Raw genomic sequence first — 20,265 nt, 5'->3', positions numbered from 1 at the left:
AGCGGGCGGGGGACCGGCGTTTGTCATGACCGTCAATTGGGGTTGCGGCGCACCCCGTTCAACGGGTGCCACGCGCGATCGTTCGCCTGCCAGGTGCGCAGGCGCTGTGCCACCAAAGACCAGCGCAACGGGTGGGCGAGGGGAATGAATGCGACATCCTCTGCCAGCAACCGATCCGCCGCCGCGATCGCACGCGAGCGTTCCGCCAAGCTGGGGGCGAGACGGGCGGCCTCGATCGCTTGGCTGGCTGCTTCTCCGCACGGGTGGCAGGCCTGATCGAGATACCAGCGGCCGCTGTCGAACGGCGCCACGGCATCAAGCAGACGCAGGTCCGCGTCCTCCGCATCAGGCGCAACCCGCACGGGGCGGACGCCGATCGCGTAGAGGTCCGCCGCTAGCCGCGCCCAAAGCAGCGTTCCCCCGGCATTGGCGGGAAGGGCGAGGCGTAGCTCGGGTGCCGGATTTCCGGCGGTACGCCACGCCTGGACCCGCGCACGTGCCAGTCCCTGTCGGTCCGCCGCAGCGACCGCCTGCCATGCCGCCGCGGCGGGCGGGCTGGACGAATCGAGTGCCGCAGGCAGCAGGCTCTCCGCCACTTGCCAATCGGCGGTGAAGCTGCGGGCCATTGCCGGACGATCGATCGTCATCGCGATGGCGGCGCGGTTTTCTGACGATCCAAGGAAGCCATCACGCCGGATCACTGCCAGGCCGAAAAAGCCCGCGGCAGGATCGAGTCGAATGTCTGCGGGGGCAATGCCGGCTGCCGTCAGCAAGGGGAATTCCCCCACGGTGCCGCCGGTGAAGAGATCGGAGCGGCGACGGGCAAAGCGCGCGATCCCGGCGGCCGGGCGCTCGGCGATCAGCAGCACGTCGTCTTCCGGCTCGGGCTCGGTCTGTTCGTCCGCCGCGCGATTGGGATCGGGGATCGGGCGCAGGCGGGTGACGGCGCCGATCTCGCCCACCACCCGCATCGGACCGGTGCCGATCCGGCGCGTGGGATGGACGATCGCCATTTCAGGCTGGGCGAAGAGCTTCAACAGATCGGGGCGGGGGCGGGTGAGTTCGATCTGGATCACCTCGGGCGTCATCTCGACGATCGTGTCCAGCGCGGTGAGATAGGGCGCGAGGGGATTGTTGGCGCGGCGCTGGAGCCGCCGGCGGAGGATCGCAACCACCTCCGCGGCACGCATCGGCCGCCCATCCGCCCACGTCATGTCGCGCAGGCGGAAGATATAGGTGCGCCCCTCGTCGGTGACGATCCAGCGTTCCGCGACGCCGGGCACGATCTGGCCGGCGGCGTCGAATTGCACGAGGCCCTGCGCAACGCTGTCGGTCAACAGGCGGCTTGCGAGATCGGCATCGGCCAGCGGCGCGCGCAGCAGCGCAGGCTTGGTGCCGGGCGCGCTGGCGATCACGGCGCCGACATCGGGGCGGCGCTCGCAAGAGGCAGCGCCAAGCGCGAGCCCAAGCATGATGGTGCGGACGGCGGGACTCGAACCCGCACGCCCATACGGGCAGAAGATTTTAAGTCTCCGGCGTCTACCGGTTCCGCCACGTCCGCGCATCACAGCCGCTGAAAAGCGGCACTGAGGCGCCGCCGTCAAGCACTCAGACGTTTAAACGCTGGCGCATTTCCTTACCCGGCTTGAAATAAGGGACGCGCTTGGCGGTGACATCCACCACTTCCCCGGTACGCGGATTGCGCCCGGTGCGTGCATCGCGCGCCCGAGTCGAGAACGCACCGAAACCGCGCAGTTCGACGCGGCCGTTCTCCGCCAGCCGGCGCACGATCTCGTCGAAGAAGGTGGAGACGATTTCCTCCACCTCGCGTGCTGACAGACCAGGATTGGTCTCCGTCAGGTGCTGAACCAGTTCCGATCGGATCATTTGCCCCGCCCTTGATCTGCCACGCACGTCCAGTGTGGCACCAATTCGCCTTAATACAGGTAAAGTTTGTCGGGAATAGGTCCGTTACGTAATTACCGGACCGTGGATGCATCAGATTAAAAAAAATGGGGTTGGGAGACGCTTGCCTCCCAACCCCGCCAGGCCGCTCAAGAACGGCCTGCGATTGTTACTTCGACTGACGAGCCTTGAGCGCCTCGCCCAGGATGTCGCCCAGCGACGCACCCGAGTCGGACGAGCCGTACTGCGCCACGGCCTGCTTCTCTTCGGAGATCTGCATCGCCTTGACCGAGAAGGTCGGCTTCTTGGAACGATCGAAGCCGGTGACCATCGCGTCGAACTTCTGGCCGACCTGGAAACGCTCCGGACGCTGCTCGTCGCGGTCGCGGCCGAGATCGGTGCGCTTGATGAAGCCGGTTGCGCCATCGTCGCCAGCCTGAACCTCGAGGCCCGCGTCGCGAACTTCGAGAACGGTGACGGTGACGACCTGGTTCTTGCCCAGACGATCGCCCGTAGCCGCGCCGCCCGCAACCGGTGCGCCACGCTCCAGCTGCTTCATGCCGAGGCTGATACGCTCCTTCTCAGGATCGACGTCGAGCACGATCGCCTGAACCGTCTCACCCTTGCGGTGCAGGTTGAGTGCGTCCTCACCCGAAACGCCCCAGGCGATGTCGGACATGTGGACCATGCCGTCGACGTCGTTGTCGAGGCCGATGAACAGGCCGAACTCGGTCGAGTTCTTGACTTCGCCCTCGACGGTCGAACCGACCGGATGCTCGGCGGCGAAACGCTCCCACGGGTTCTGCTGCGCCTGCTTCAGGCCCAGCGAGATGCGACGCTTGTCGGCATCGACCTCGAGCACCACCACGTCGACTTCCTGGCTGGTCGACACGATCTTGCCCGGGTGGACGTTCTTCTTCGTCCACGACATTTCGGATACGTGGACGAGGCCCTCGATGCCCGGCTCCAGCTCCACGAACGCACCATATTCGGTGATGTTCGTGACGCGACCCGACAGCTTGGCGCCGACCGGATACTTCTGGCTCGCACCATCCCACGGATCGCTCTCGAGCTGCTTCATGCCCAGCGAGATGCGCTGCGTGTCCTTGTTGATGCGGATGATCTGCACCTTCACCGTGTCACCGATGTTGATCATCTCGGACGGGTGCTGGACGCGCTTGTAGCTGAGGTCGGTGCCGTGCAGCAGGCCGTCGATGCCGCCCAGGTCGACGAACGCACCGTAGTCGGTGATGTTCTTCACGACGCCGTCGATGATCTGACCCTCGGCAAGGCTCTGGATCAGGCCCGAACGCTGCTCGGCGCGGGTTTCTTCCAGCACGGCGCGGCGCGACACGACGATGTTGCCGCGCTTGCGGTCCATCTTCAGGATCTGGAACGGCTGCGGGATGTCCATCAGCGGCGTGACGTCACGCACCGGACGGATGTCGACCTGCGAGCCCGGCAGGAAGGCAACGGCGCCGTTCAGGTCGACGGTGAAGCCGCCCTTCACGCGGCCGAAGATCACGCCCTCGACGCGCGCGGTCTTGGCGAATTCGGTTTCCAGCTTGTCCCATGCGGCTTCGCGGCGTGCGCGGTCGCGCGACAGCATCGCCTCGCCGTGCATGTTCTCGACGCGGTCGACATAGACCTCGACTTCGTCACCGACCTTCAGCTCGGCCTTCTGGCCCGGCGCCGGTGCGAATTCGCGCAGCGGCACGCGGCCTTCGCTCTTCAGGCCGACGTCGATGACGGCGAGATCATTCTCGATGCCGGTGACGGTGCCGAGCACCACGCGGCCCTCGAAGCTGTCGGCGCCGCCGAACATGTCATCGAGCATCGCCGCGAAATCGTCACGCGAGGGGTTTGGCTGAGTTGCCATATAAAAGGGTTGTCCTAATCAGTTCGTTTCCGGCCAAGCGGTTGGTTCCGCTGGTCTTGGCCATCACCGCCGCACCGGCCGTATGCCGGGGCAGCATCAGGCGAATTGGGGCGCGGTGGCACTGACGCGGTTACGCGAAAAGGGCGCAAGAGAGCTGTCTCCCTGCACCATGCCGCCGCGAGCTCCAGCCCGCCGGACGGCGCGCCATACTGCAAAGTGCCGCCGCGAGCAAGGTGAACAGCGCCGGCGCGCCCGCGTCAACTCTTGTGGCGCCGCGCCTCGACCAGAGCGATCGCCTTTTCCACCGATGCCTCGATCGAAAGAAAGCTGGTGTCGAGCAGTGCCGCGTCGGGGGCCGGCACGAGCGGGGCGGTGGAGCGCGAACTGTCGCGCTGATCGCGCGCGCGAATATCGGCGAGCACCTGGTCAAAGGTGGTAGGGGCGCCGCGTGCCTGCAACTCGGCATGACGGCGGCGGGCGCGGATGGTGGGCGTCGCGCGGACAAAGAGCTTGGCGTCGGCCGCCGGCGCGATCACCGTGCCGATGTCTCGCCCGTCGAGCACCGCGCCGCCCTCCTGATTGGCGAAGCGCTTCTGGCGCTGGAGCAATGCGGCGCGCACCAGCGGGTGCGCCGAGACGACGGAGGCGAGCTTGCCGATCTCGTCATCGCGCAAGGCCGGATCGGCGAGGGTGAGTTCGTCGAAATCGCAGGCGGCGACGGCATCGGCCTCGCGCGTCGGATCGAGTTCCAGCCGCTGCACGGTATGGGCAACCGCGCGATAGAGGAGGCCAGTGTCGAGATGCGGCAGATGGTAATGCTTTGCCAGCGCCTTGGAGATCGTGCCCTTGCCCGAGGCGGCGGGTCCGTCGACGGCAATGATCATGCCAGCGCATCCTGCCGCGCGAGCCAGCCGCGCAGCACGCCGATCGTCTCGGCGGCGCGATCGTTGAACAGGCCATGCGCGGCGCCCGGGATCACGGCGAACTCGGCGCCGGGCACGCGCGCGGCAAAGGCGCCGGTGGTGACGGGGCGTGCCTCGTCATATTGGCCACACAGGAACAAGGTACGCTTTCCTTCCAACTTGGCGAGCAACGGTTCGCCATCATAACCCTTCAGCGTGCCGGTGGAGACGAACTCGCTCGCGCCCCACATCGCCTGGTACATGTCGCGGTTGCCGGTGACGCCGCGACTATAGGCCGCAACGTCGGGCGCGGCGGGCAGTCGGCGGTTGAAGGCGGCGTAGAACGCCTTGGTGGGCGCGTCGCAGGCAGCGGGCGGCTGCGCCATGGTGAGCGCGCCGCAGCGCTGCAACTCGGCGCGGATCGCGGGCGGCAGGTCCTGGATCAGCGCTGAGGCATCGGCCAGCCAGCTGCGCGTCGATACCAGTGGGCTGGCGAGCGCGAGCCCGGCCAGCGCGGCGGGGCGGCGCGCGCCATATTCCAGCGCGACCGTGCCGCCCCAGCTCGCGCCCAGCACATGCCATCGGGGCACGCGAAGCGCGGTGCGGATCGCCTCCAGCTCGTCAACGAAGCGCGAGACGCGCCAGTTCGCGGGATCGTTCGGCCGGTCGGAGCGGCCGGTGTCGAGCTGATCGTAGAGGATCACCGCGCGCTCGTCGGCGAGGGGAAGCGCCTCGAGGAAGCCGGCGTGCGTGCCGCCGGGGCCGCCGTGGATCATCACGATCGGCGCGCGCTGCGCGGCAAGGTTGCCGTTGACGCGGACGTAGACGCGGCCGCCCTCGACCGGCACCATCAGCTCGCGGGTGGGGCGCGGCAAGGTGCGCGCGATGGCGGGCGCGGCGAGCAGGCTTGCGCCGGCGCCGGCAAGGAGCGCGCGGCGATCGATCAGCCCCATGTGGCGTCTCCTCCAAGCGTTTGCAGCAGATCAAAGAAGTTCGGGAAGCTGGTCGCGATCGGGCTGGCATCGTCGATGGTGATTGCCTTTTGTGCGTGAAGACCGGCAACGACCATGCTCATGGCGATACGGTGATCGAGGTTGGAGGCGATCGTCGCGCCGCCCGCGATCGGCTCGCCGCCGGTGCCGGTGATCGTCAGCCCGTCCTCATGCTCCTCGCACGACACGCCATTCGCGGTCAGCGCTGCCAGCATGACAGCAATGCGATCCGACTCCTTGACGCGCAGTTCATCGGCACCGCGCGCGATGGTGCGTCCTTGCGCGAACGACGCGGCGACGAACAGCGCGGGATATTCGTCGATCATCGAAGGCGCCAGATCGTGCGGCACGTCGATGCCGCGCAGCGTTGCGTGACGCACGCGAAGGTCGGCCACCGGCTCGCCGCCGACGGTGCGCGCGTCCTGCTCCTCGATATCTGCGCCCATCAGCCGCAGGGCGGTGACCAGCCCGGCGCGCGTTGCATTCAGCCCGACATTCTCGATCACCACGTCGCTGCCCGGCACGATCGTGGCGGCGACCATCCAGAAGGCCGCGGAGGACGGATCGCCGGGCACTGTGATCGATTGCGGCTTCAGATTCGCTTCACCCTCGATCGAAATCACGCGACCCGTCTCGCTCTGCTCAACGGTAAGCTGCGCGCCGAAGCCGGCCAACATACGCTCGGAATGGTCGCGCGTCGCGACCGGCTCGACCACACGGGTAATGCCGGGCGCGTTGAGCCCGGCGAGCAGCACCGCGGACTTCACCTGCGCCGAGGCGACCGGGAGCGTGTAGGTGATCGGGATCGCGGGGCACAGGCCGCGCACCATCAGCGGGAGGCGCCCGCCGGGCGATGCCGTGATGTCCGCGCCCATCAGACCGAGCGGCGCGATCACGCGGTTCATGGGGCGCCCGGAGAGCGAGGCGTCACCGGTAAAGGTGACGGTGATCGGATGGCTGGCAACCAAGCCCATCAGGAGGCGCGTCGACGTGCCGGAATTGCCCATGTCGAGCGCCGTTGCCGGCTGGAGCAGGCCACCGACGCCGACACCATGAACGCGCCAGATCGCATCGTCGCCGCGCGAGATGGTGGCGCCCATGGCGCGCATCGCGGCGGCAGTCGCGAGTACATCCTCGCCCTCCAGCAGACCCTCGATGCGGCTTTCGCCGATCGCGATGGCGGACAGCATCAGCGCGCGATGGCTGATCGATTTGTCGCCAGGCACGCGGATGCGGCCCTGCAGCCGAGCTGCGGGATGGATCGTGACGGAGCGGGGAAGGGGATGCGCCATTGCGGGCGGCGCCTTGCCAGTGGGGTTGCACTATGGCAAGGCGCGCGCCACTTCACGGGCCACACCCGATGATTCAATTTTCCGAAAGGCACACAACGGCATGATCAAGCCGGAATGGGGCACGAAGCGGACGTGCCCGAAATGCGCGACGCGTTTTTACGACCTGCAGAAGGACGATCCCGTCACCTGCATCGAATGCGGCTATGCCTGGGAGCCGGAGCCGATCCTGAAATCCAAGCAGCCGATGCCGTTCGAATCGAACAAGTCCGAAAAGCAGAACGCCGATAGCGATCTGGCCGGTGACGACGATACCGACCTGGTGGCGGACGAGGACGAGGAGCCCAGCGCAGACGACGAAGTCGATCTGGGCGGGGACGACGACCTGGGCGTGGAAACGTCCAACGACGACGACGACAACAACAACTGATCGTCTGAATTTTCCAGGGATTGCGCAGGCGGCTAAAAAAGCCGCTTGCCATCCCCGAAGCGCCCCGTTAGTGGGCGCCTTCCCAACGGAATGGGGCCGTAGCTCAGCTGGGAGAGCGTCGCAATGGCATTGCGAAGGTCAGGGGTTCGATCCCCCTCGGCTCCACCATTCCGCCGTGGTCTAGCTTCTTAGCTACCACCAATATGCTGCGCTTCAGAAACTTCATGCCCGGTTCGGTCCGGCGACTGCGACGTGCGGGAACCAACGCCATGCCCCGCTTGGCAGAGTTGGCACGTCCAAGGTCGGCATCCTAGCCACTAGCGGCAAGCGCTGCGGATCATGCGCCGCTTCTGCGTCATCATGGATGTTGCCGGAGCCGTCATTTACCTGAAACCGATCGTCGCAGCGCAGAACTCTGTTTAGGGCAGGCGAGCGACGGCGCCGACGCGACGGCGTGCTTCTTCATGGCAGCGCAAAGGGATCGCTGCTCGGATCGTCGTGCCGCACACATGCGGCGGTTTTGGCGGTACGTTCTGCGGTCCCTCGATCGTACAAGCGTTCTACCGATCTTGAGGCCATCTCCGTCCGGGCAGAGACGCCCGACGAAGTCATGAACGGGCTGTCGAGAACACAGCGTGCTGCGCGTCGCCATTGCACGCGCGGTGACTGGCTTGTCGCCCAATCAAAGGCCAATTTGTTGCTGGTCGCGCGACGATCATCGAGCAGTCCCGCTTTGGCTAGCAATGCGGATCCCGTGCATACGGTAGTGCTCCAGCAAGCTTCGACGCTGCGCGTGCGCAGAAAAGCCAGCAGCGCATCGTGTTCACCTCTTGACGTGCGCCCATGCCGCCGGGGATCATCAGCACATCGAGCTTGGGTGCGTTCTCGAACGAGAAATGCGGCTCAGCAGCGATGAAGCCTATGCAAGCGAGCCGCATGCGGGGATGTTCCGGTACCCGCGCCGCGCCGTCACGTCACGTCAAAGCGCAACCTTTTGGTGCGTGACCACGCCCGTCGTTGCCGAGAAGGTGCCGATCAGGTCCGCGCTCAAGGGTTCGCTGAACAAGAAACCTTGAAGGTGCGTGCATCCTAGCTCGACCAGGAGGCGCATCTGATCTTCGGTTTCCACGCCCTCGGCAACGATAGCCATGCCCAGTTCCTGACCCAGGCCGACCACTGCCCGGATCACCGCTTTCGAGGCTTGCGAACTGGCCAAGCGATCCACGAATGATTTGTCGATCTTCACCTTGTCGAACCGGAAGCGCTCGAAATAGCTCAACGAGGAATAGCCGACGCCAAAATCGTCCATGAGAATCTGGATGCCAAGCGCGCGTAGCCGCTCCAGTTCCACGAACGTGCGCTCAACGTCGCGGATCACCAGCCCTTCGGTCACCTCGAGCTGCAGGCGCTCGGCGGGAAGCCCCGTTGCCTCGAGCACGCGCGACACCCGCTCGCACAGGCCATCCGTCTGAAACTGCAAAGGCGAAAGGTTGACCGCGACCTTGATGTGGTTCGGCCAGGAGCACGCATCGCGGCACGCCTGGCGCAGCAGCCGGTCGCCCAGCTCCTCGATCAGGCCGCTTTCCTCGGCCACCGAAATGAAGACGTCCGGCCGGACGGGTCCGCGCGTCGGGTGATGCCAGCGTGCCAGTGCTTCAACGCTGGTGACCTGTCCGGTCTGTGCTGAAAAGAGCGGTTGATACTGAAGAGCGATATCGCCGGCCGCGATCGCTCGGCGCAAGTCGCCTTCGAGCAAGCGACGGTCGCGCGCGTCAGCGTCCATCTGCGCATTGTAGCTGCACACCCGCCCCCGGCCGTCGCCCTTGGCGCGGTACAGGGCCAGATCGACGCATTGGCGCAGTTCCTGCGTATTGGTGGCATCGTCGGGCGACATGGCGATGCCGACGCTGGCGCCCATGTGTGCGGTGCCACGAAAGGTGACATAGGGTTCCGCCAGCTTTTTCACGATCGCTGCGGCCAATTGCTCGGACCGGCTTCTCGCTTCCTCCCCGACGACGATCAACGCGAATTCGTCTCCGCCGGTGCGCGCGGCAAGATCGCCGGCGCCCTTTAGCGCCAGAAGGCGTTCGCCCACCTGCGCGAGCACTTCGTCGCCCAACGGGTGCCCAAACTGATCGTTGACCGCCTTGAAACGATCAAGGTCGATGCTGAGCAACGCGATCGGGGCACCGGAGGTGACAAGCCGATGCAGGCGCTCGACGAAGCTGGCGCGGTTCAGCAACCCGGTCAGGGCGTCGAAATGCGCGAGTCGCAGAACCTCCGCCTCGGCTTTGCGAACCTCGGTCGTGTCTTCGGAAAGGCCGAGGATATACTGCCGCGGCCGCTCCGGGCCATCGATGACGATCCGCTTGGTGCGCAGCTGCACGGTCGTGCCGTCGTCCCGCGTGAAGGTGCTTTCGAACGTGGTGGGCCCGTTCGCCTTCAGTGTTTCGGTATCGCGCAGCTCGTATGTCGCGCCACTTTGGGGAAAAAGATCGCGGTCGGACCGGCCGAGCAAATCCTCCGCCGACCGCCCGATCATTTCCTCACCCGCGCGGTTCACCAGCAGATATTCACGCGTCGCGGTATCCTTCACGAAGAGCATCGCCGGCAGGTTCTTGACCACCACGTCGAGGAACTCGCGTGCATGCTGACGCTCGCGTTCCAGCACCTTTCGCTCGCTGACGTCGCGGATGATCGCCGCGAAGCCACTGTTGCTGGCGTTATCGCCCCAGCGCGACAGCGACAGCTCAATCGCAAATTCGCTGTCGTCTGCACGAACAGCCATCAGTTCCACCGTCCCGCCGACCAGGCTGGTCTCGCCACCGGCGACGGCCCGGCGGAATCCCGCATGATGTTTGGCCGCCATGCTGCGTGGCAGGATGAAATCGAGCGACTGGCCGATCGCCTCCGCCGCGCTTCGGCCAAACATCTTTTCGGCCGCACGCGACCAGAAGGTGATCTCGCCCGCATTGTTGACGCACATCACCGCATCGGAGGTCGTGTCGATAACCCGGCTGGCGATCTCGCCCATGCGGCGATAGCGGCGCGTCTCGATAAGCGTGGTGGCGATCTTTGCGAGATCGGCAAGCAGATCGATCTCGCGTTGCGTCAGGCCGCTGCGCGTTGCCGGATCGAAGACGCACAGCGCGCCGATGCAATGACCGGACGCCAGAACCAACGGAAAACCGGCGTAGAACCGGATTCCGTCTGGCCCGGTTACGAGCGGATTGGCCATGAACCTTGGATCGCGCGATGCGTCCGGCACAACAAGCATCTGCTGCTTTTCAAGCGCGTGCGCGCAGAACGATTGATCGCGCGGCGTCTCGGCAAACGGAATATTGTGGCGCGCCTTGAACCACTGCCGACGATTATCGATGAGCGAAATGGCGGCGCTGCGGGTGCCAGCCGTGGCTGCGGCGAGCCGCGTCAACTCGTCGAAGTTGGTTTCGGCGGGTGAATCCATGATGCCGAGGTTCGCCAGGGCGCTCAACCGCTCAGCTTCGTTGGTCTTATTCTGCGGAACATGCAGCTCGATCATTCAGGACGCATGCGGCCGAGCGTCTTAGGAACTCGTTTACGCGGCGCTGCTCCAACGCCGCCACTGCGGAAAAAAGTGTGCCGCCAGCGCCGAGGCTTGCGCCTCGTGCGCGGGCGCTCGTTCAGTTCTATATCGTCTGCAACGCGGTCAGCCGCTCGGGTCGTCGGGATAAGGTGACTTGCCGCCTTCTGCGATGAAGCGATCAATTTGCGCTTCCAGCACGGGGAGCGGGACGCTGCCGAGGCTCAGCACGGTATCGTGGAAATTGCGTATGTCGAACTTGTCGCCAAGTGACTTTTCCGCCTTTGCGCGCGCGCGCTGGATCGCAAGCTGCCCAAGATAATAACTCAGCGCCTGGCCCGGCCAGCCGATGTAGCGGTCGATCTCCGTCGTGATCTCGTGCTCGCTGAGCGCGGTATTCTCGCGCATATATTGTTGTGCCTGCTCGCGGCTCCAGCCCTTGGCATGGATGCCCGTGTCCACCACCAGGCGCGCGGCGCGCCATGCCTGATAGGACAGCATGCCGAACCGTTCATATGGCGTGCGATAGAAACCCATCTCGTCGCCGAGGCGCTCGGTATAAAGCGCCCAGCCTTCGCCGAAGGCGGAAATGTAGCTGTTGCGGCGGAACGGCTTCAGCGTCTTGTTCTCCAGCGACAGCGGCATCTGGAAGGCGTGACCGGGCGCGCTTTCGTGCAGGGTCAGCGCCGGCAGCTGAAACAACGGCCGGGACGGCAGATCGTAGGTATTGACCAGATACGTGCCCGGCCCGCCACGCCCGGCGGTGTAGAACGGGGCGATATCGGGCGGCACCTCGATGATGGCGAAGCGCTGGCGGGGCAGGCGGCCGAACCACTTGCTGGCCATGCCGTCGAAGCGCTTCGCGTGCCAGGCCGCTTCCTTCATCAGCTGATCGGCGGTCTTCGGATAGAATTGCGGGTCGGTGCGAAGAAAGGTCAAGAAAGCCGGCAAGTCGCCGTTGAACTTGGCGTCCTTCATCACCTGCTGCATTTCCGCGCGGATCTTTGCCATCTCGGCCAGCCCGAGCGCGTGGATCGCGTCGGGGCTCATGTCCAGCGTGGTGAAGGCGCGGATTCGGCTGCGATAATACGCCGGACCGTTGTCGTAGCGCTCCGCGGCCAGTTCGTTGGTCATGGCCGGGAAATAATCGGTGCGCAGGAATGTCAGCAGGCGCTGGTGCGCCGGAATGATCTGCTCGCTGATGATGGCGCGCGCCTCTTCCTGAAGGGCGGGCTGCCTGCCGGCAGGGATCGACGCCGGCAGCTTGGCGAAGGGTTGATAATAGACCGTGGTGGCGGGGTCGGTGGCCGCGGCGATGGTGGCGACGGCCTTGTCGCGGCCCTGCATGGTGATGGCCGGCGGCGTAAAGCCGCGCTTCAGGCCAAGCCGCATGTTGTCGGTATTCTGTGCCAGATACCGCGGCACGTCGCGCAGCCAGCTAAGATAGCGGCGGTAATCCGCTTCGCCCCCGGTGAAGTCGCGACGGGCGGCGTAATGCAGATCGCTCCAGAAGGCGCTGTCGCCGTTGAGCGGCTTTTCCCATTCGCGGAACTGCTCTTCGTCGATCTGCGCCGCGATCTGTGCGCGATAGACCTGCCAGTCGGTCAGCGTATCGGGCGAAAGCTGCTTGGTGTCGATCGCATCGAGCTTGGCGAGGACGTTTTTCCAGTACGCGAGGCGCCGGGCATGCGCGTCAGCCGACACATCAGGCAGATGATCGTCGACGACGCCGGGGCCGGACTCGGCGATTCCCTCGCTCTGGCGCCACGCCCATTCGGTCTGCCACAGCGCGTTGAACGCGGTGTCGGCGGGCGTTGCGGCGTTCGCGGGAGCGGCGAGGGCGATGACGGCGAGCGGAGCTATAAAACGCATGGCAGCCTTGGTGTCTTATCCATGGCCGTCCGGCAAGCGTTCACTCCTGCGGAATGGCTCGCCGGGTCGCCTCCCGGCGCCGGACGTGCTCACGCCAGACGATATAGAGGCCGGATGCAATGATCACCGGCGCGCCGAGCCACGTGCTGGCCACCGGCAGGGTGCCGAAGATGAACCAGCCGAACAACGTCGCCCAGAGCAGCGCGGTGTAATCCATCGGCACCACCAGGCTGACATCGCCGAGTTGCAGCGATCGGGTCATGGCGATCTGCGCGGCCCCGCCGAGCAGGCCGATCGCCAGCAACAGCCCCCAGACAAACGGCGCGTGCGCCTTTGCCGACGACGCGTAGACGACCGACAACGGCACGATCGACAGGCTGGAAAACCAGAATACGGTGGTCAGCCCCGACTCGGTCTTGCCGATCGTGCGCAACAGGATCGAGATGCAGGCGGTGCAAAAGGCTGCGCCGAGCCCGGTTGCGATGCCCAGCGGGGGAATGTGCCCGTTGCCCGGCTGGGTGACGATCAGCACGCCGATGAAGCCTGCCAGCACGGCCGCCCAGCGCCGCCACCCCGTTGCCTCGTGCAGCACCAATGCGCCAAGCACGGTGGCGAAGATCGGCATCGAAAAGCCAAGCGTGGTCGCTTCGGCGAGCGGCAGCAACAGCAGCGTCCAGAAGGTCAGCGACATGGCGGTCAGGCCCACGACGCAGCGTAGCACATGGGCGCCGAACCGCTGCGTTTTCAGCGACGCGAAGCCGGGGCCGGTGCCGACGATCGCACCCACCAGCAGCGCGGCGCCGAATTGTCGCCAGAACAGGATTTCGCCCAGTTCTGCGCCATGCGCCTCCGCCACCTTGATGACCGCGTTCATGGTCGCAAACAGCGCCACCGACGTGAGGCGCAGGCCGATGGCATGCGAGAGAGATTCTGAGCGGGCGGCCATGCCCGGTCGCATATGGCAGAGGCGGGACGATGGCGACGATAATCGATGCCGAATGCCCGCGCCGCTCATGTCAATGCCAGCGGCGCAGCGGGTCGGTGCACGTGGCGCTTGGCACCGGGCACAAACCGCCGCTATCCGCGGCTGATGATCAAGCATGCTCTTCCCGTCACGCGTGAGGCGGATTTCGCCGCCTGGTATCAGGCTGTCATTTCGGAAGCCGATCTGGCCGAGGAATCGGGCGTTCGCGGCTGCATGGTCATTCGGCCATGGGGCTATGGCATCTGGGAACGGATCCAACGTTTGCTCGACGATCGCATCAAGGCGACCGGCCACGAAAATTGCTATTTTCCGCTGTTCATCCCGCTTTCCTATTTTGAGAAGGAAGCGGAGCATGTCGAAGGCTTCGCCAAGGAGATGGCGGTCGTCACCCATCATCGCCTCGTTGCCGACGGCCAGGGCGGGCTGACCCCTGATCCCGAGGCAAAGCTGGAGGAGCCGCTCGTCGTGCGTCCGACCAGCGAAACGGTGATCGGCACCGCTTTTTCGCGATGGATCCAGTCGTGGCGCGACTTGCCCGTGCTGATCAATCAATGGGCGAATGTCGTGCGCTGGGAAATGCGCACTCGCATGTTCCTGCGCACCAGCGAGTTCCTGTGGCAGGAGGGGCATACGGCCCACGCCAGCGCCGACGAGGCGCGCGAGGAGACGCTCAAGATGCTCGAGGTATATCGTGAGTTCTCGGAAAACTGCCTCGCGCTGCCGGTGATCGCCGGCGAGAAGCCGGAGAATGAGCGTTTCCCCGGCGCCGTCGCGACGTATTCGATCGAAGCGATGATGCAGGATGGCAAGGCGCTGCAGGCGGGCACCAGTCACTTCCTCGGCACCAATTTCGCGCACGCGCAGAACATCCGCTTCCAGAATGCGAGCGGCGAGCTGGAATATGCCAACACCACCAGCTGGGGCGTGTCGACGCGTATGATCGGCGGCGTCATCATGGTGCACGGTGACGACGACGGTCTGCGGGTACCGCCGCGGATCGCGCCGTGGCAGGTCGTGATCGTCCCCATGCTCCGCGACAAGCCGGAGGACGCGGAGCTGGTCGATTATTGCAAGTCGCTGCAGGCCGAGCTTGCCAAGCAGAGCGCGCTTGGCGAGCCGGTTCGGACGCTGCTCGACCTCAAACCCGCAAAGGCGGCGACCAAGCGCTGGGGCTGGGTGAAGAAGGGCGCGCCGATCATTGTCGAGGTCGGCCCGCGCGACATGGCTGGGGGCAACGTATCGGTTGTGCGCCGCGATCGGCTCTACCGCGAGGACGGCAAGCTCGACAGCGCCATTGCCGCGCGTGGCACGTTTGTGGCGCAGGTCGGCGCGATGCTGGAGGATGTGCAGCAATCGCTGCACGCCGAGGCCGACGAGCGGTTGCGCGCGAACATCTCGCCGGTCGATGACTGGGCCGGGATCGAGGCGATGTTCGCCGACGGCGCCGCCAAGCCGGGCTGGGCCGACGTCGCCTGGTCGCGCCCGACCGGCGCGGCGCTGGACAAGGTGGTGGAGCGACTGAAGGCGCTGAAGCTCACCATCCGCAACGCACCCATGGGGCAGACGGGCCATCCGGGCGCCGCGTGCATCTTCACGGGCGCACCCGCCGCCGAGCGCGTGTTGATCGGAAGGGCGTATTGATGGCGATCTGGACGCGGCCGATCGACCTGGATCAGCTCACCGCCATGGGCCGCGGCAATCTGCAAGGTTTGCTCGACATCGAGTTCACCGGCTGCGGCGATGATTGGCTGCGCGCGCGCATGCCGGTGACCGAACGGGTGCACCAGCCCTTCGGCCGCCTGCATGGTGGCGCATCGGTCGTGCTGGCCGAAACCGTGGCGTCGGTTGCCGGCGCGATGGCGGTGCCCGATGGCAAGGTGACGGTGGGGCTCGACATCAACGCCAATCATGTCCGCGCGGCGCGCAGCGGCCATGTCCATGCCACTGCCACCGCAGAGCAGATTGGCCGCACGACGCAGGTCTGGACGATCCGCATCGAGGACGACGCCGGCAAGCTCGTCTGCCTTTCGCGCATGACCGCGGCGGTGATCGACGCCGCGCAGAGCTGAACGCCGTTCAGCTCTTGTGAGGTGCCGGCTGCTTCGTTGAGGGCGTCGGCGCTCCGCGCGCCAGCGCCACGACGCGATCAGCGGCCTGCTCGGCGGCATCGACGACCACACCGGCGATCCGGTCGGCGGCCCAGCCGAGCATGGCGCCGACAGTCACATCGCTCGGATAATGCGCGCCGCGTGGTAGCTGGACCGCGGCGATGGCAAAGGCGGCCGATCGGGCGGGAAGGGCGAGGGCGGGTACGGTGTGCGCCACCGCCTGCGCCACGCTGACCGCGCCGGCGGTGTGGCCGGATGGGAAGGAATTGAAGTCGGTATCCTCGGACCCACGGCCCGAACCGACTCTGGCCTTGCCATCCTGCAACGCCCGGCTTGGCCGCGCGCGATCGACCATGTGCTTGAACACCGATTTCGCGCCCGTCGCGATCGCATGGGCGACGAGCATGCGTGCGCCTGTGCGAGCGATCGTGCGATGACGGAGCACCGCGCCGGCCGCGATCGTCGCCAGCGACAGGGCGACCAGCGGCGGCTGGTCGGCAATCTCGCTTGCTCCGCCGACGAGCGCGACTGGCGTCTCATGGGCGTTTTTGGCGACGGATCCCACGAGATCATGCTCGGCCTCGGCCAGCCGCGCCGCCTTTTGCTTCTTCTTGCCCATAGGCAGCGTCCAACGATGCTGGTGCAGCTTTGCTCCCACCAAGAGTATCGCTATCGCCCCTCGCGATGAACGACCCAGCGACGATCCGCCGGCTGTATGGCCGTGCCCAGGGCCACAAGCTGCGCAAGGGACAGGCTGCGCTTGTCGATGAACTGCTGCCCAAGGTGGCAGTGCCCGAAGACGGCACCGTCGATGCTGCCCGCCTGTTCGGACGGGACATGCCGTTGCGGCTGGAAATCGGCTTCGGCGCGGGTGAGCATCTGGCCGGGCAAGCGACGGCGATGCCGGAGACCGGCTTCATCGGCTGCGAGCCGTTTCTGAACGGTGTGGTTGGCGCGCTTGGCCATATCCGTGATGGCGCGCTCGACAACGTCCGGCTTTACATGGGTGACGCGCTGGCCGTGGTGGAGCGGCTACCCGACGCGTCGCTCGACGCCGCCTATCTGCTGCATCCCGACCCCTGGCCCAAGGCGCGTCATGCGAAGCGGCGGATGATGAACCACGGCCCGCTGGACCTGATCGCAAGCAAGCTGAAGCCCGGTGCCGAATTCCGGCTGGGAACGGACGATCCCACTTATTGTCGCTGGTCGATGATGGTCATGGCGCAGCGGCAGGATTTCGAGTGGCAGGCCAAGGAGCCGCGCGACTTTCTGCAGCGCCCGGCGGATTGGCCCGAGACCCGCTACGAGGCCAAGGCGCGGCGCGACGGGCATGAGGTCTGGTACTTTCGCTACACCCGCCTCTGAGGCGGCGGGCGAGTCGCCGCGTCAGCGAGCGGCGATCTGTCCCGCACCAGCGCCCGGCACATAGGCATCGATCAGCGCGCCGACATAATCGGGATTTTGCGCGGTGATGTTCTCGTGCGGGCGACCGGGCGCATAGATGAAGCCGTGAACCTTGTAGACGGTGCTGCCGAGCCCGTTCGAATCGCGGAACCAGACCTTCACCTCGCTCCAGTCGTTATCCTTGCTGACGTCGAACACCGTCACGTCCTGTTCCGCATGACCACGTTCGCCGTTGAAGCGTGACCAATTGGCGTGGGTGAGCATCAGAACGCGCTTCTCCACCGTCCGGCTGACCACCGCGACATGGCCGAGCGGCAGGCGCGACTGGCGGGCAAAGGCGATGACCGAGCCGACGCGTGGCTGATCGCCGCGTTGGTACCGGTCCTTTGCCTGATCCCACCAGGTCCAGGCATCGCCATAGATGGCGATACCGGAGGCTTGCCTTGCGAACGGTACGCACTGGCCAACATAGTCGAGCAGCGAACGCGCTTCGGCCGGGCGGCTGAACACGCAAGCAAACGCTGCCACAATCGCGAGAGTGGGAAGCTTCATCACGTCTCGGCCTATCTCCAACAATTATGCGTTCCGTTGCGAACCGCGGTTAACAGGCGGTTACCCGCCGAGGTAAGATCATGAAACGCAACCGTAATGACCACGCACGAGGGCGCGCGGTCAGGCGGCTCGGTTTCACACCAAACCTGCTCACCGATGGTCGTGCCGCCGACAGAAAAGGTGCTCGGCAGGCGCCAAGGCAGGCGGGCAGCCGTCGCCGCCCGCCTAAGCCCCGGTCAGAGCAGAAAGGCCGAGGCGTTGATGTGATCGACCCCGAGCAGCGAAATCGTGAGGTTCGCCACCCCATCGCCGGTCATGTCGGCCATGCACACGATGCCGTCTGCCGTGTGTTCGAAACGCAACTCGCCCGCCTTCATGCTGAACGCATTGGTGCCGATGAACCTGAACGCTTCGTTCGCGTCCGTGGTGAGGTTGGCGTCCATCATCGACAGCGAGATCCGGTCGCCCTTTTCGAAATCGACGATCACGTCACGGTCGCCGAACGATTCGTCGCGGAACAGAAAGGTGTCTGGACCCGCACCGCCGCTCATGCGGTCGTTGCCGATTCCCCCTTCGATGAGGTCCGCCTGCGCGCCGCCCCAGATGCGATCGTTGCCGGAGCCGCCGACGAGAGTATCGTTTCCGCCGCCGCCATACAGCCAGTCGTCGCCGGCGCCGCCGTTCAGATTGTCCTTGCCGTCCTCGCCGTAAAGCCAGTCGTCGCCATCGAGGCCCTGAATAGAGTCGTTGCCGGCGCCGCCATAGAGGATGTCCGTTCCCGCCGTGCCGACCAGCCGGTTGTCCAGCGCGTTGCCGTGGCCGGTGAGGCCGGCGGAGGTGAGACGGAGTGTCTCCACATTGTCGGGCAGCATATAGTCGATCGAGGCATATACCGTATCACTGCCCCCGCCGCGCTCCTCCACGACCGTGTCGCGGTTCGAGCGAACGTAGAAGATGTCGTCGCCAAGTCCGCCTTCCATCCGCGTGAACCCGTCACCGCCGGTGAACTGATCGTTGCCCTTGCCGCCGATCAGAATGCTGTCGCCAAGGTGCGCCGCCACCAGCCGATCGGCGCCGTCGGTGCCGATGATGGTGGAGACCGGCACCGGCGGTGGCGCCAGATCGGCCAGCGCCTGCAACTCGTCCACCGCGCCATGCAGCACCGGCGAGGCATGGGCAAAGCGCACCCAGTCCTGGTTGTCGGCCAGCCAATCGCCGACGAACTTGCTGCCGTGATCGTAGATCGCCTTGGTCAGCGTGTTGCCGGCCGGCGGCTCCACCGTCTTGCCGTCGATCATGAACAATTGTGCGACATTGCCGGCCATCCGCGTCACGTCGGCGACACGAATCCACGATGCCTGATCGGTATAGCCGGCGACGATGTTATCGGTGAGCGATAGACCGTCGGCGCGTTCCACGTGGATGCCGTTGAACATGCCGCCGACGATGATGTTCTGCGCGATGGTGACGTTCTTATAGGGTAGGGTGTCCGTTTCATCGCCCATGAAGATGCCTTGGATCGCCGCACCGTCGCCGCGATGCACGACGTTGCCCACGATGGTGATGTTCTCGGCGCTGACCTTCTGGTTAGCCGTCCAGAACTGGATGGCGTCGGGATGATCTCCGGGCGCAGGGTGAAAGTCCGTGAACACGTTGTCGGCGACGAGGATGTTGGACAGGCCGCCGCCGTGAAAGCCATCGGCGCGCATGTCATGGAAGTAATTGCCCTTCACGGTCACGCCCGAGCTGTCGAGCATGTTGATGCCATAGCGCAGGTGCGTGATCTCGGAATTGGTGATCGACACGTCCCGGCTGCCGCGGATCATGAAGGAATTGGACGCGTAGCCGGCCTCGCCATCCTGCCCGCGGATCACCACATTGTCGAAGCTGATCTTGGCCGCGTTCTTGAATTCGAAGTCATAGGCGGTGGTGCTGTCCTGATCGGCGAACACCACATTGCGGAACGAAAGGTTTTCCACGCCGATGGCCTTGAAGCCGGTCAACTCTGCGGGCTGACCGGCGCTTGCGGACGTGATCGTCACCGGCGCCGCGAACTTCAGATTGCGCAAGGCGACACTGTCGTACCTGCCCGCGGCAAGCGCGATGGTGTCGCCAGCCTGCGCGCGAACAGCAGCCGCCATCAGCTCCGCAGCCGTGGAGACGGTAATCGATGCCATAACTGTATCCTGCCTCTAAGTACGCGTTAAATCGCGGTTTTCAGACGCGAGGCGGAATGCGGCAGGGGCGTTAACGGGCGGGTTAATGAAAGAATAAGGACATCTACGATGTCGATCTTTCTCTAGCGAGATCCGCAGATGACTGGCGATCCCCAGAAGTGTGCATCCGAAGCGGATGTAAACACCCCGCGCGCCAGTTGAGGCAGCC

The 20,265-nt window shown here is 65.4% G+C and carries 17 protein-coding genes and 2 tRNA genes; 5 read left to right on the top strand and 14 right to left on the bottom strand.

From position 1 onward, the window contains the following. Positions 1 to 32: 32 nt before the first annotated feature. The 7 genes from SPDO_RS12095 to aroA all read right to left on the bottom strand — a co-directional run bounded on the left by SPDO_RS12095 (position 33) and on the right by aroA (position 6,970). Positions 33 to 1,472 carry an ABC transporter substrate-binding protein gene (locus tag SPDO_RS12095; protein ID WP_088367744.1) on the bottom strand — a complete coding sequence of 480 codons (1,440 nt, stop codon included), beginning with the start codon at positions 1,470 to 1,472 and terminating at the stop codon, positions 33 to 35. Between the two features lie 2 nt (positions 1,473 to 1,474). After that, a tRNA-Leu gene (locus SPDO_RS12090) sits at positions 1,475 to 1,561 on the bottom strand. Positions 1,562 to 1,608: 47 nt separating this feature from the next. Further along, a complete protein-coding gene (locus tag SPDO_RS12085; RefSeq protein ID WP_088367743.1) occupies positions 1,609 to 1,887 on the bottom strand; it encodes an integration host factor subunit beta in 279 nt (92 codons plus the stop codon). Positions 1,888 to 2,074: 187 nt separating this feature from the next. Continuing rightward, complete coding sequence (rpsA, locus tag SPDO_RS12080) at positions 2,075 to 3,784, bottom strand: 30S ribosomal protein S1 (protein WP_088367742.1); 1,710 nt, start codon at positions 3,782 to 3,784, stop codon at positions 2,075 to 2,077. Positions 3,785 to 4,041: 257 nt separating this feature from the next. Continuing rightward, the gene (gene cmk / locus SPDO_RS12075) at positions 4,042 to 4,668 is read right to left on the bottom strand and encodes a (d)CMP kinase (protein WP_088367741.1); all 627 of its coding nucleotides are present in this window, start codon (positions 4,666 to 4,668) and stop codon (positions 4,042 to 4,044) included. Further along, entirely contained in the window at positions 4,665 to 5,639 is a 975-nt protein-coding gene (locus tag SPDO_RS12070; protein WP_088367740.1) for an alpha/beta fold hydrolase, read from the bottom strand. Before SPDO_RS12070 ends, cmk begins: the two co-directional genes overlap by 4 nt. Beyond that, on the bottom strand, positions 5,630 to 6,970 hold the full coding sequence (gene aroA / locus SPDO_RS12065; RefSeq protein WP_088367739.1) for a 3-phosphoshikimate 1-carboxyvinyltransferase: 1,341 nt from the start codon (positions 6,968 to 6,970) through the stop codon (positions 5,630 to 5,632). The genes SPDO_RS12070 and aroA overlap by 10 nt, the downstream gene beginning before the upstream one ends. A gap of 100 nt (positions 6,971 to 7,070) precedes the next feature. On the opposite strand from aroA, the gene SPDO_RS12060 reads away from it, so the two are divergent. Both SPDO_RS12060 and SPDO_RS12055 read left to right on the top strand, forming a co-directional pair. Further along, a complete protein-coding gene (locus SPDO_RS12060; protein ID WP_088367738.1) occupies positions 7,071 to 7,397 on the top strand; it encodes a TIGR02300 family protein in 327 nt (108 codons plus the stop codon). Between the two features lie 92 nt (positions 7,398 to 7,489). Continuing rightward, a tRNA-Ala gene (locus tag SPDO_RS12055) sits at positions 7,490 to 7,565 on the top strand. A 294-nt stretch (positions 7,566 to 7,859) separates the two neighbouring features. On the opposite strand, the gene SPDO_RS17380 is transcribed toward SPDO_RS12055, so the two are convergent. The 4 genes from SPDO_RS17380 to SPDO_RS12030 form a co-directional block, all read right to left on the bottom strand. Then, positions 7,860 to 8,210, bottom strand: coding sequence for a DJ-1/PfpI family protein (locus tag SPDO_RS17380; protein ID WP_088367737.1), 351 nt, complete (start codon positions 8,208 to 8,210; stop codon positions 7,860 to 7,862). 166 nt (positions 8,211 to 8,376) lie between these two features. Further along, positions 8,377 to 10,938 (bottom strand): sensor domain-containing phosphodiesterase, encoded by a 2,562-nt coding sequence (locus tag SPDO_RS12040; protein ID WP_088367735.1) that lies wholly within the window; start codon positions 10,936 to 10,938, stop codon positions 8,377 to 8,379. Between the two features lie 147 nt (positions 10,939 to 11,085). After that, entirely contained in the window at positions 11,086 to 12,831 is a 1,746-nt protein-coding gene (locus SPDO_RS12035; protein WP_088367734.1) for a DUF885 domain-containing protein, read from the bottom strand. A gap of 40 nt (positions 12,832 to 12,871) precedes the next feature. Beyond that, entirely contained in the window at positions 12,872 to 13,777 is a 906-nt protein-coding gene (locus SPDO_RS12030; RefSeq protein WP_088367733.1) for a DMT family transporter, read from the bottom strand. A 144-nt stretch (positions 13,778 to 13,921) separates the two neighbouring features. Here SPDO_RS12030 and proS point away from each other — a divergent pair, with 144 nt between their 5' ends. Together proS and SPDO_RS12020 are read left to right on the top strand one after the other, a co-directional pair. Further along, positions 13,922 to 15,457 (top strand): proline--tRNA ligase, encoded by a 1,536-nt coding sequence (gene proS / locus SPDO_RS12025; RefSeq protein WP_088367863.1) that lies wholly within the window; start codon positions 13,922 to 13,924, stop codon positions 15,455 to 15,457. After that, a complete protein-coding gene (locus SPDO_RS12020) occupies positions 15,457 to 15,885 on the top strand; it encodes a hotdog fold thioesterase (RefSeq protein WP_088367732.1) in 429 nt (142 codons plus the stop codon). The genes proS and SPDO_RS12020 overlap by 1 nt, the downstream gene beginning before the upstream one ends. 7 nt (positions 15,886 to 15,892) lie before the next feature. Here SPDO_RS12020 and SPDO_RS12015 read toward each other — a convergent pair whose 3' ends face one another. Continuing rightward, positions 15,893 to 16,543: a phosphatase PAP2 family protein gene (locus SPDO_RS12015; protein ID WP_088367731.1), complete on the bottom strand. Its 651-nt coding sequence runs from the start codon at positions 16,541 to 16,543 to the stop codon at positions 15,893 to 15,895. Positions 16,544 to 16,608: 65 nt separating this feature from the next. Here SPDO_RS12015 and trmB point away from each other — a divergent pair, with 65 nt between their 5' ends. Next, positions 16,609 to 17,289, top strand: a complete 681-nt coding sequence (gene trmB, locus SPDO_RS12010) for a tRNA (guanine(46)-N(7))-methyltransferase TrmB (protein ID WP_088367730.1) — start codon at positions 16,609 to 16,611, stop codon at positions 17,287 to 17,289. A 21-nt stretch (positions 17,290 to 17,310) separates the two neighbouring features. On the opposite strand, the gene SPDO_RS12005 is transcribed toward trmB, so the two are convergent. Next, positions 17,311 to 17,880 (bottom strand): CHAP domain-containing protein, encoded by a 570-nt coding sequence (locus SPDO_RS12005; protein ID WP_088367729.1) that lies wholly within the window; start codon positions 17,878 to 17,880, stop codon positions 17,311 to 17,313. Between the two features lie 236 nt (positions 17,881 to 18,116). Next, the gene (locus SPDO_RS12000; protein WP_088367728.1) at positions 18,117 to 20,057 is read right to left on the bottom strand and encodes a right-handed parallel beta-helix repeat-containing protein; all 1,941 of its coding nucleotides are present in this window, start codon (positions 20,055 to 20,057) and stop codon (positions 18,117 to 18,119) included. Positions 20,058 to 20,265 lie beyond the last annotated feature (208 nt).

The sequence above is a fragment of the Sphingomonas dokdonensis genome (genome assembly GCF_002197685.1).
Classification (GTDB): domain Bacteria; phylum Pseudomonadota; class Alphaproteobacteria; order Sphingomonadales; family Sphingomonadaceae; genus Sphingomonas; species Sphingomonas dokdonensis.
The sequence above is the reverse complement of the archived record's forward strand: the minus strand, read 5'-3'. Positions and strand labels throughout refer to the sequence as shown.

Coding starts and splice junctions, on each gene's coding strand:
- SPDO_RS12095 (WP_088367744.1), bottom strand. CDS start 1,472: ATGCTTGGGCTCGCGCTTGGCGCTGCCTCTTGCGAGCGCCGCCCCGAT.
- SPDO_RS12085 (WP_088367743.1), bottom strand. CDS start 1,887: ATGATCCGATCGGAACTGGTTCAGCACCTGACGGAGACCAATCCTGGT.
- rpsA (WP_088367742.1), bottom strand. CDS start 3,784: ATGGCAACTCAGCCAAACCCCTCGCGTGACGATTTCGCGGCGATGCTC.
- cmk (WP_088367741.1), bottom strand. CDS start 4,668: ATGATCATTGCCGTCGACGGACCCGCCGCCTCGGGCAAGGGCACGATC.
- SPDO_RS12070 (WP_088367740.1), bottom strand. CDS start 5,639: ATGGGGCTGATCGATCGCCGCGCGCTCCTTGCCGGCGCCGGCGCAAGC.
- aroA (WP_088367739.1), bottom strand. CDS start 6,970: ATGGCGCATCCCCTTCCCCGCTCCGTCACGATCCATCCCGCAGCTCGG.
- SPDO_RS12060 (WP_088367738.1), top strand. CDS start 7,071: ATGATCAAGCCGGAATGGGGCACGAAGCGGACGTGCCCGAAATGCGCG.
- SPDO_RS12040 (WP_088367735.1), bottom strand. CDS start 10,938: ATGATCGAGCTGCATGTTCCGCAGAATAAGACCAACGAAGCTGAGCGG.
- SPDO_RS12035 (WP_088367734.1), bottom strand. CDS start 12,831: ATGCGTTTTATAGCTCCGCTCGCCGTCATCGCCCTCGCCGCTCCCGCG.
- SPDO_RS12030 (WP_088367733.1), bottom strand. CDS start 13,777: ATGGCCGCCCGCTCAGAATCTCTCTCGCATGCCATCGGCCTGCGCCTC.
- proS (WP_088367863.1), top strand. CDS start 13,922: ATGATCAAGCATGCTCTTCCCGTCACGCGTGAGGCGGATTTCGCCGCC.
- SPDO_RS12020 (WP_088367732.1), top strand. CDS start 15,457: ATGGCGATCTGGACGCGGCCGATCGACCTGGATCAGCTCACCGCCATG.
- SPDO_RS12015 (WP_088367731.1), bottom strand. CDS start 16,543: ATGGGCAAGAAGAAGCAAAAGGCGGCGCGGCTGGCCGAGGCCGAGCAT.
- trmB (WP_088367730.1), top strand. CDS start 16,609: ATGAACGACCCAGCGACGATCCGCCGGCTGTATGGCCGTGCCCAGGGC.
- SPDO_RS12005 (WP_088367729.1), bottom strand. CDS start 17,880: ATGAAGCTTCCCACTCTCGCGATTGTGGCAGCGTTTGCTTGCGTGTTC.
- SPDO_RS12000 (WP_088367728.1), bottom strand. CDS start 20,057: ATGGCATCGATTACCGTCTCCACGGCTGCGGAGCTGATGGCGGCTGCT.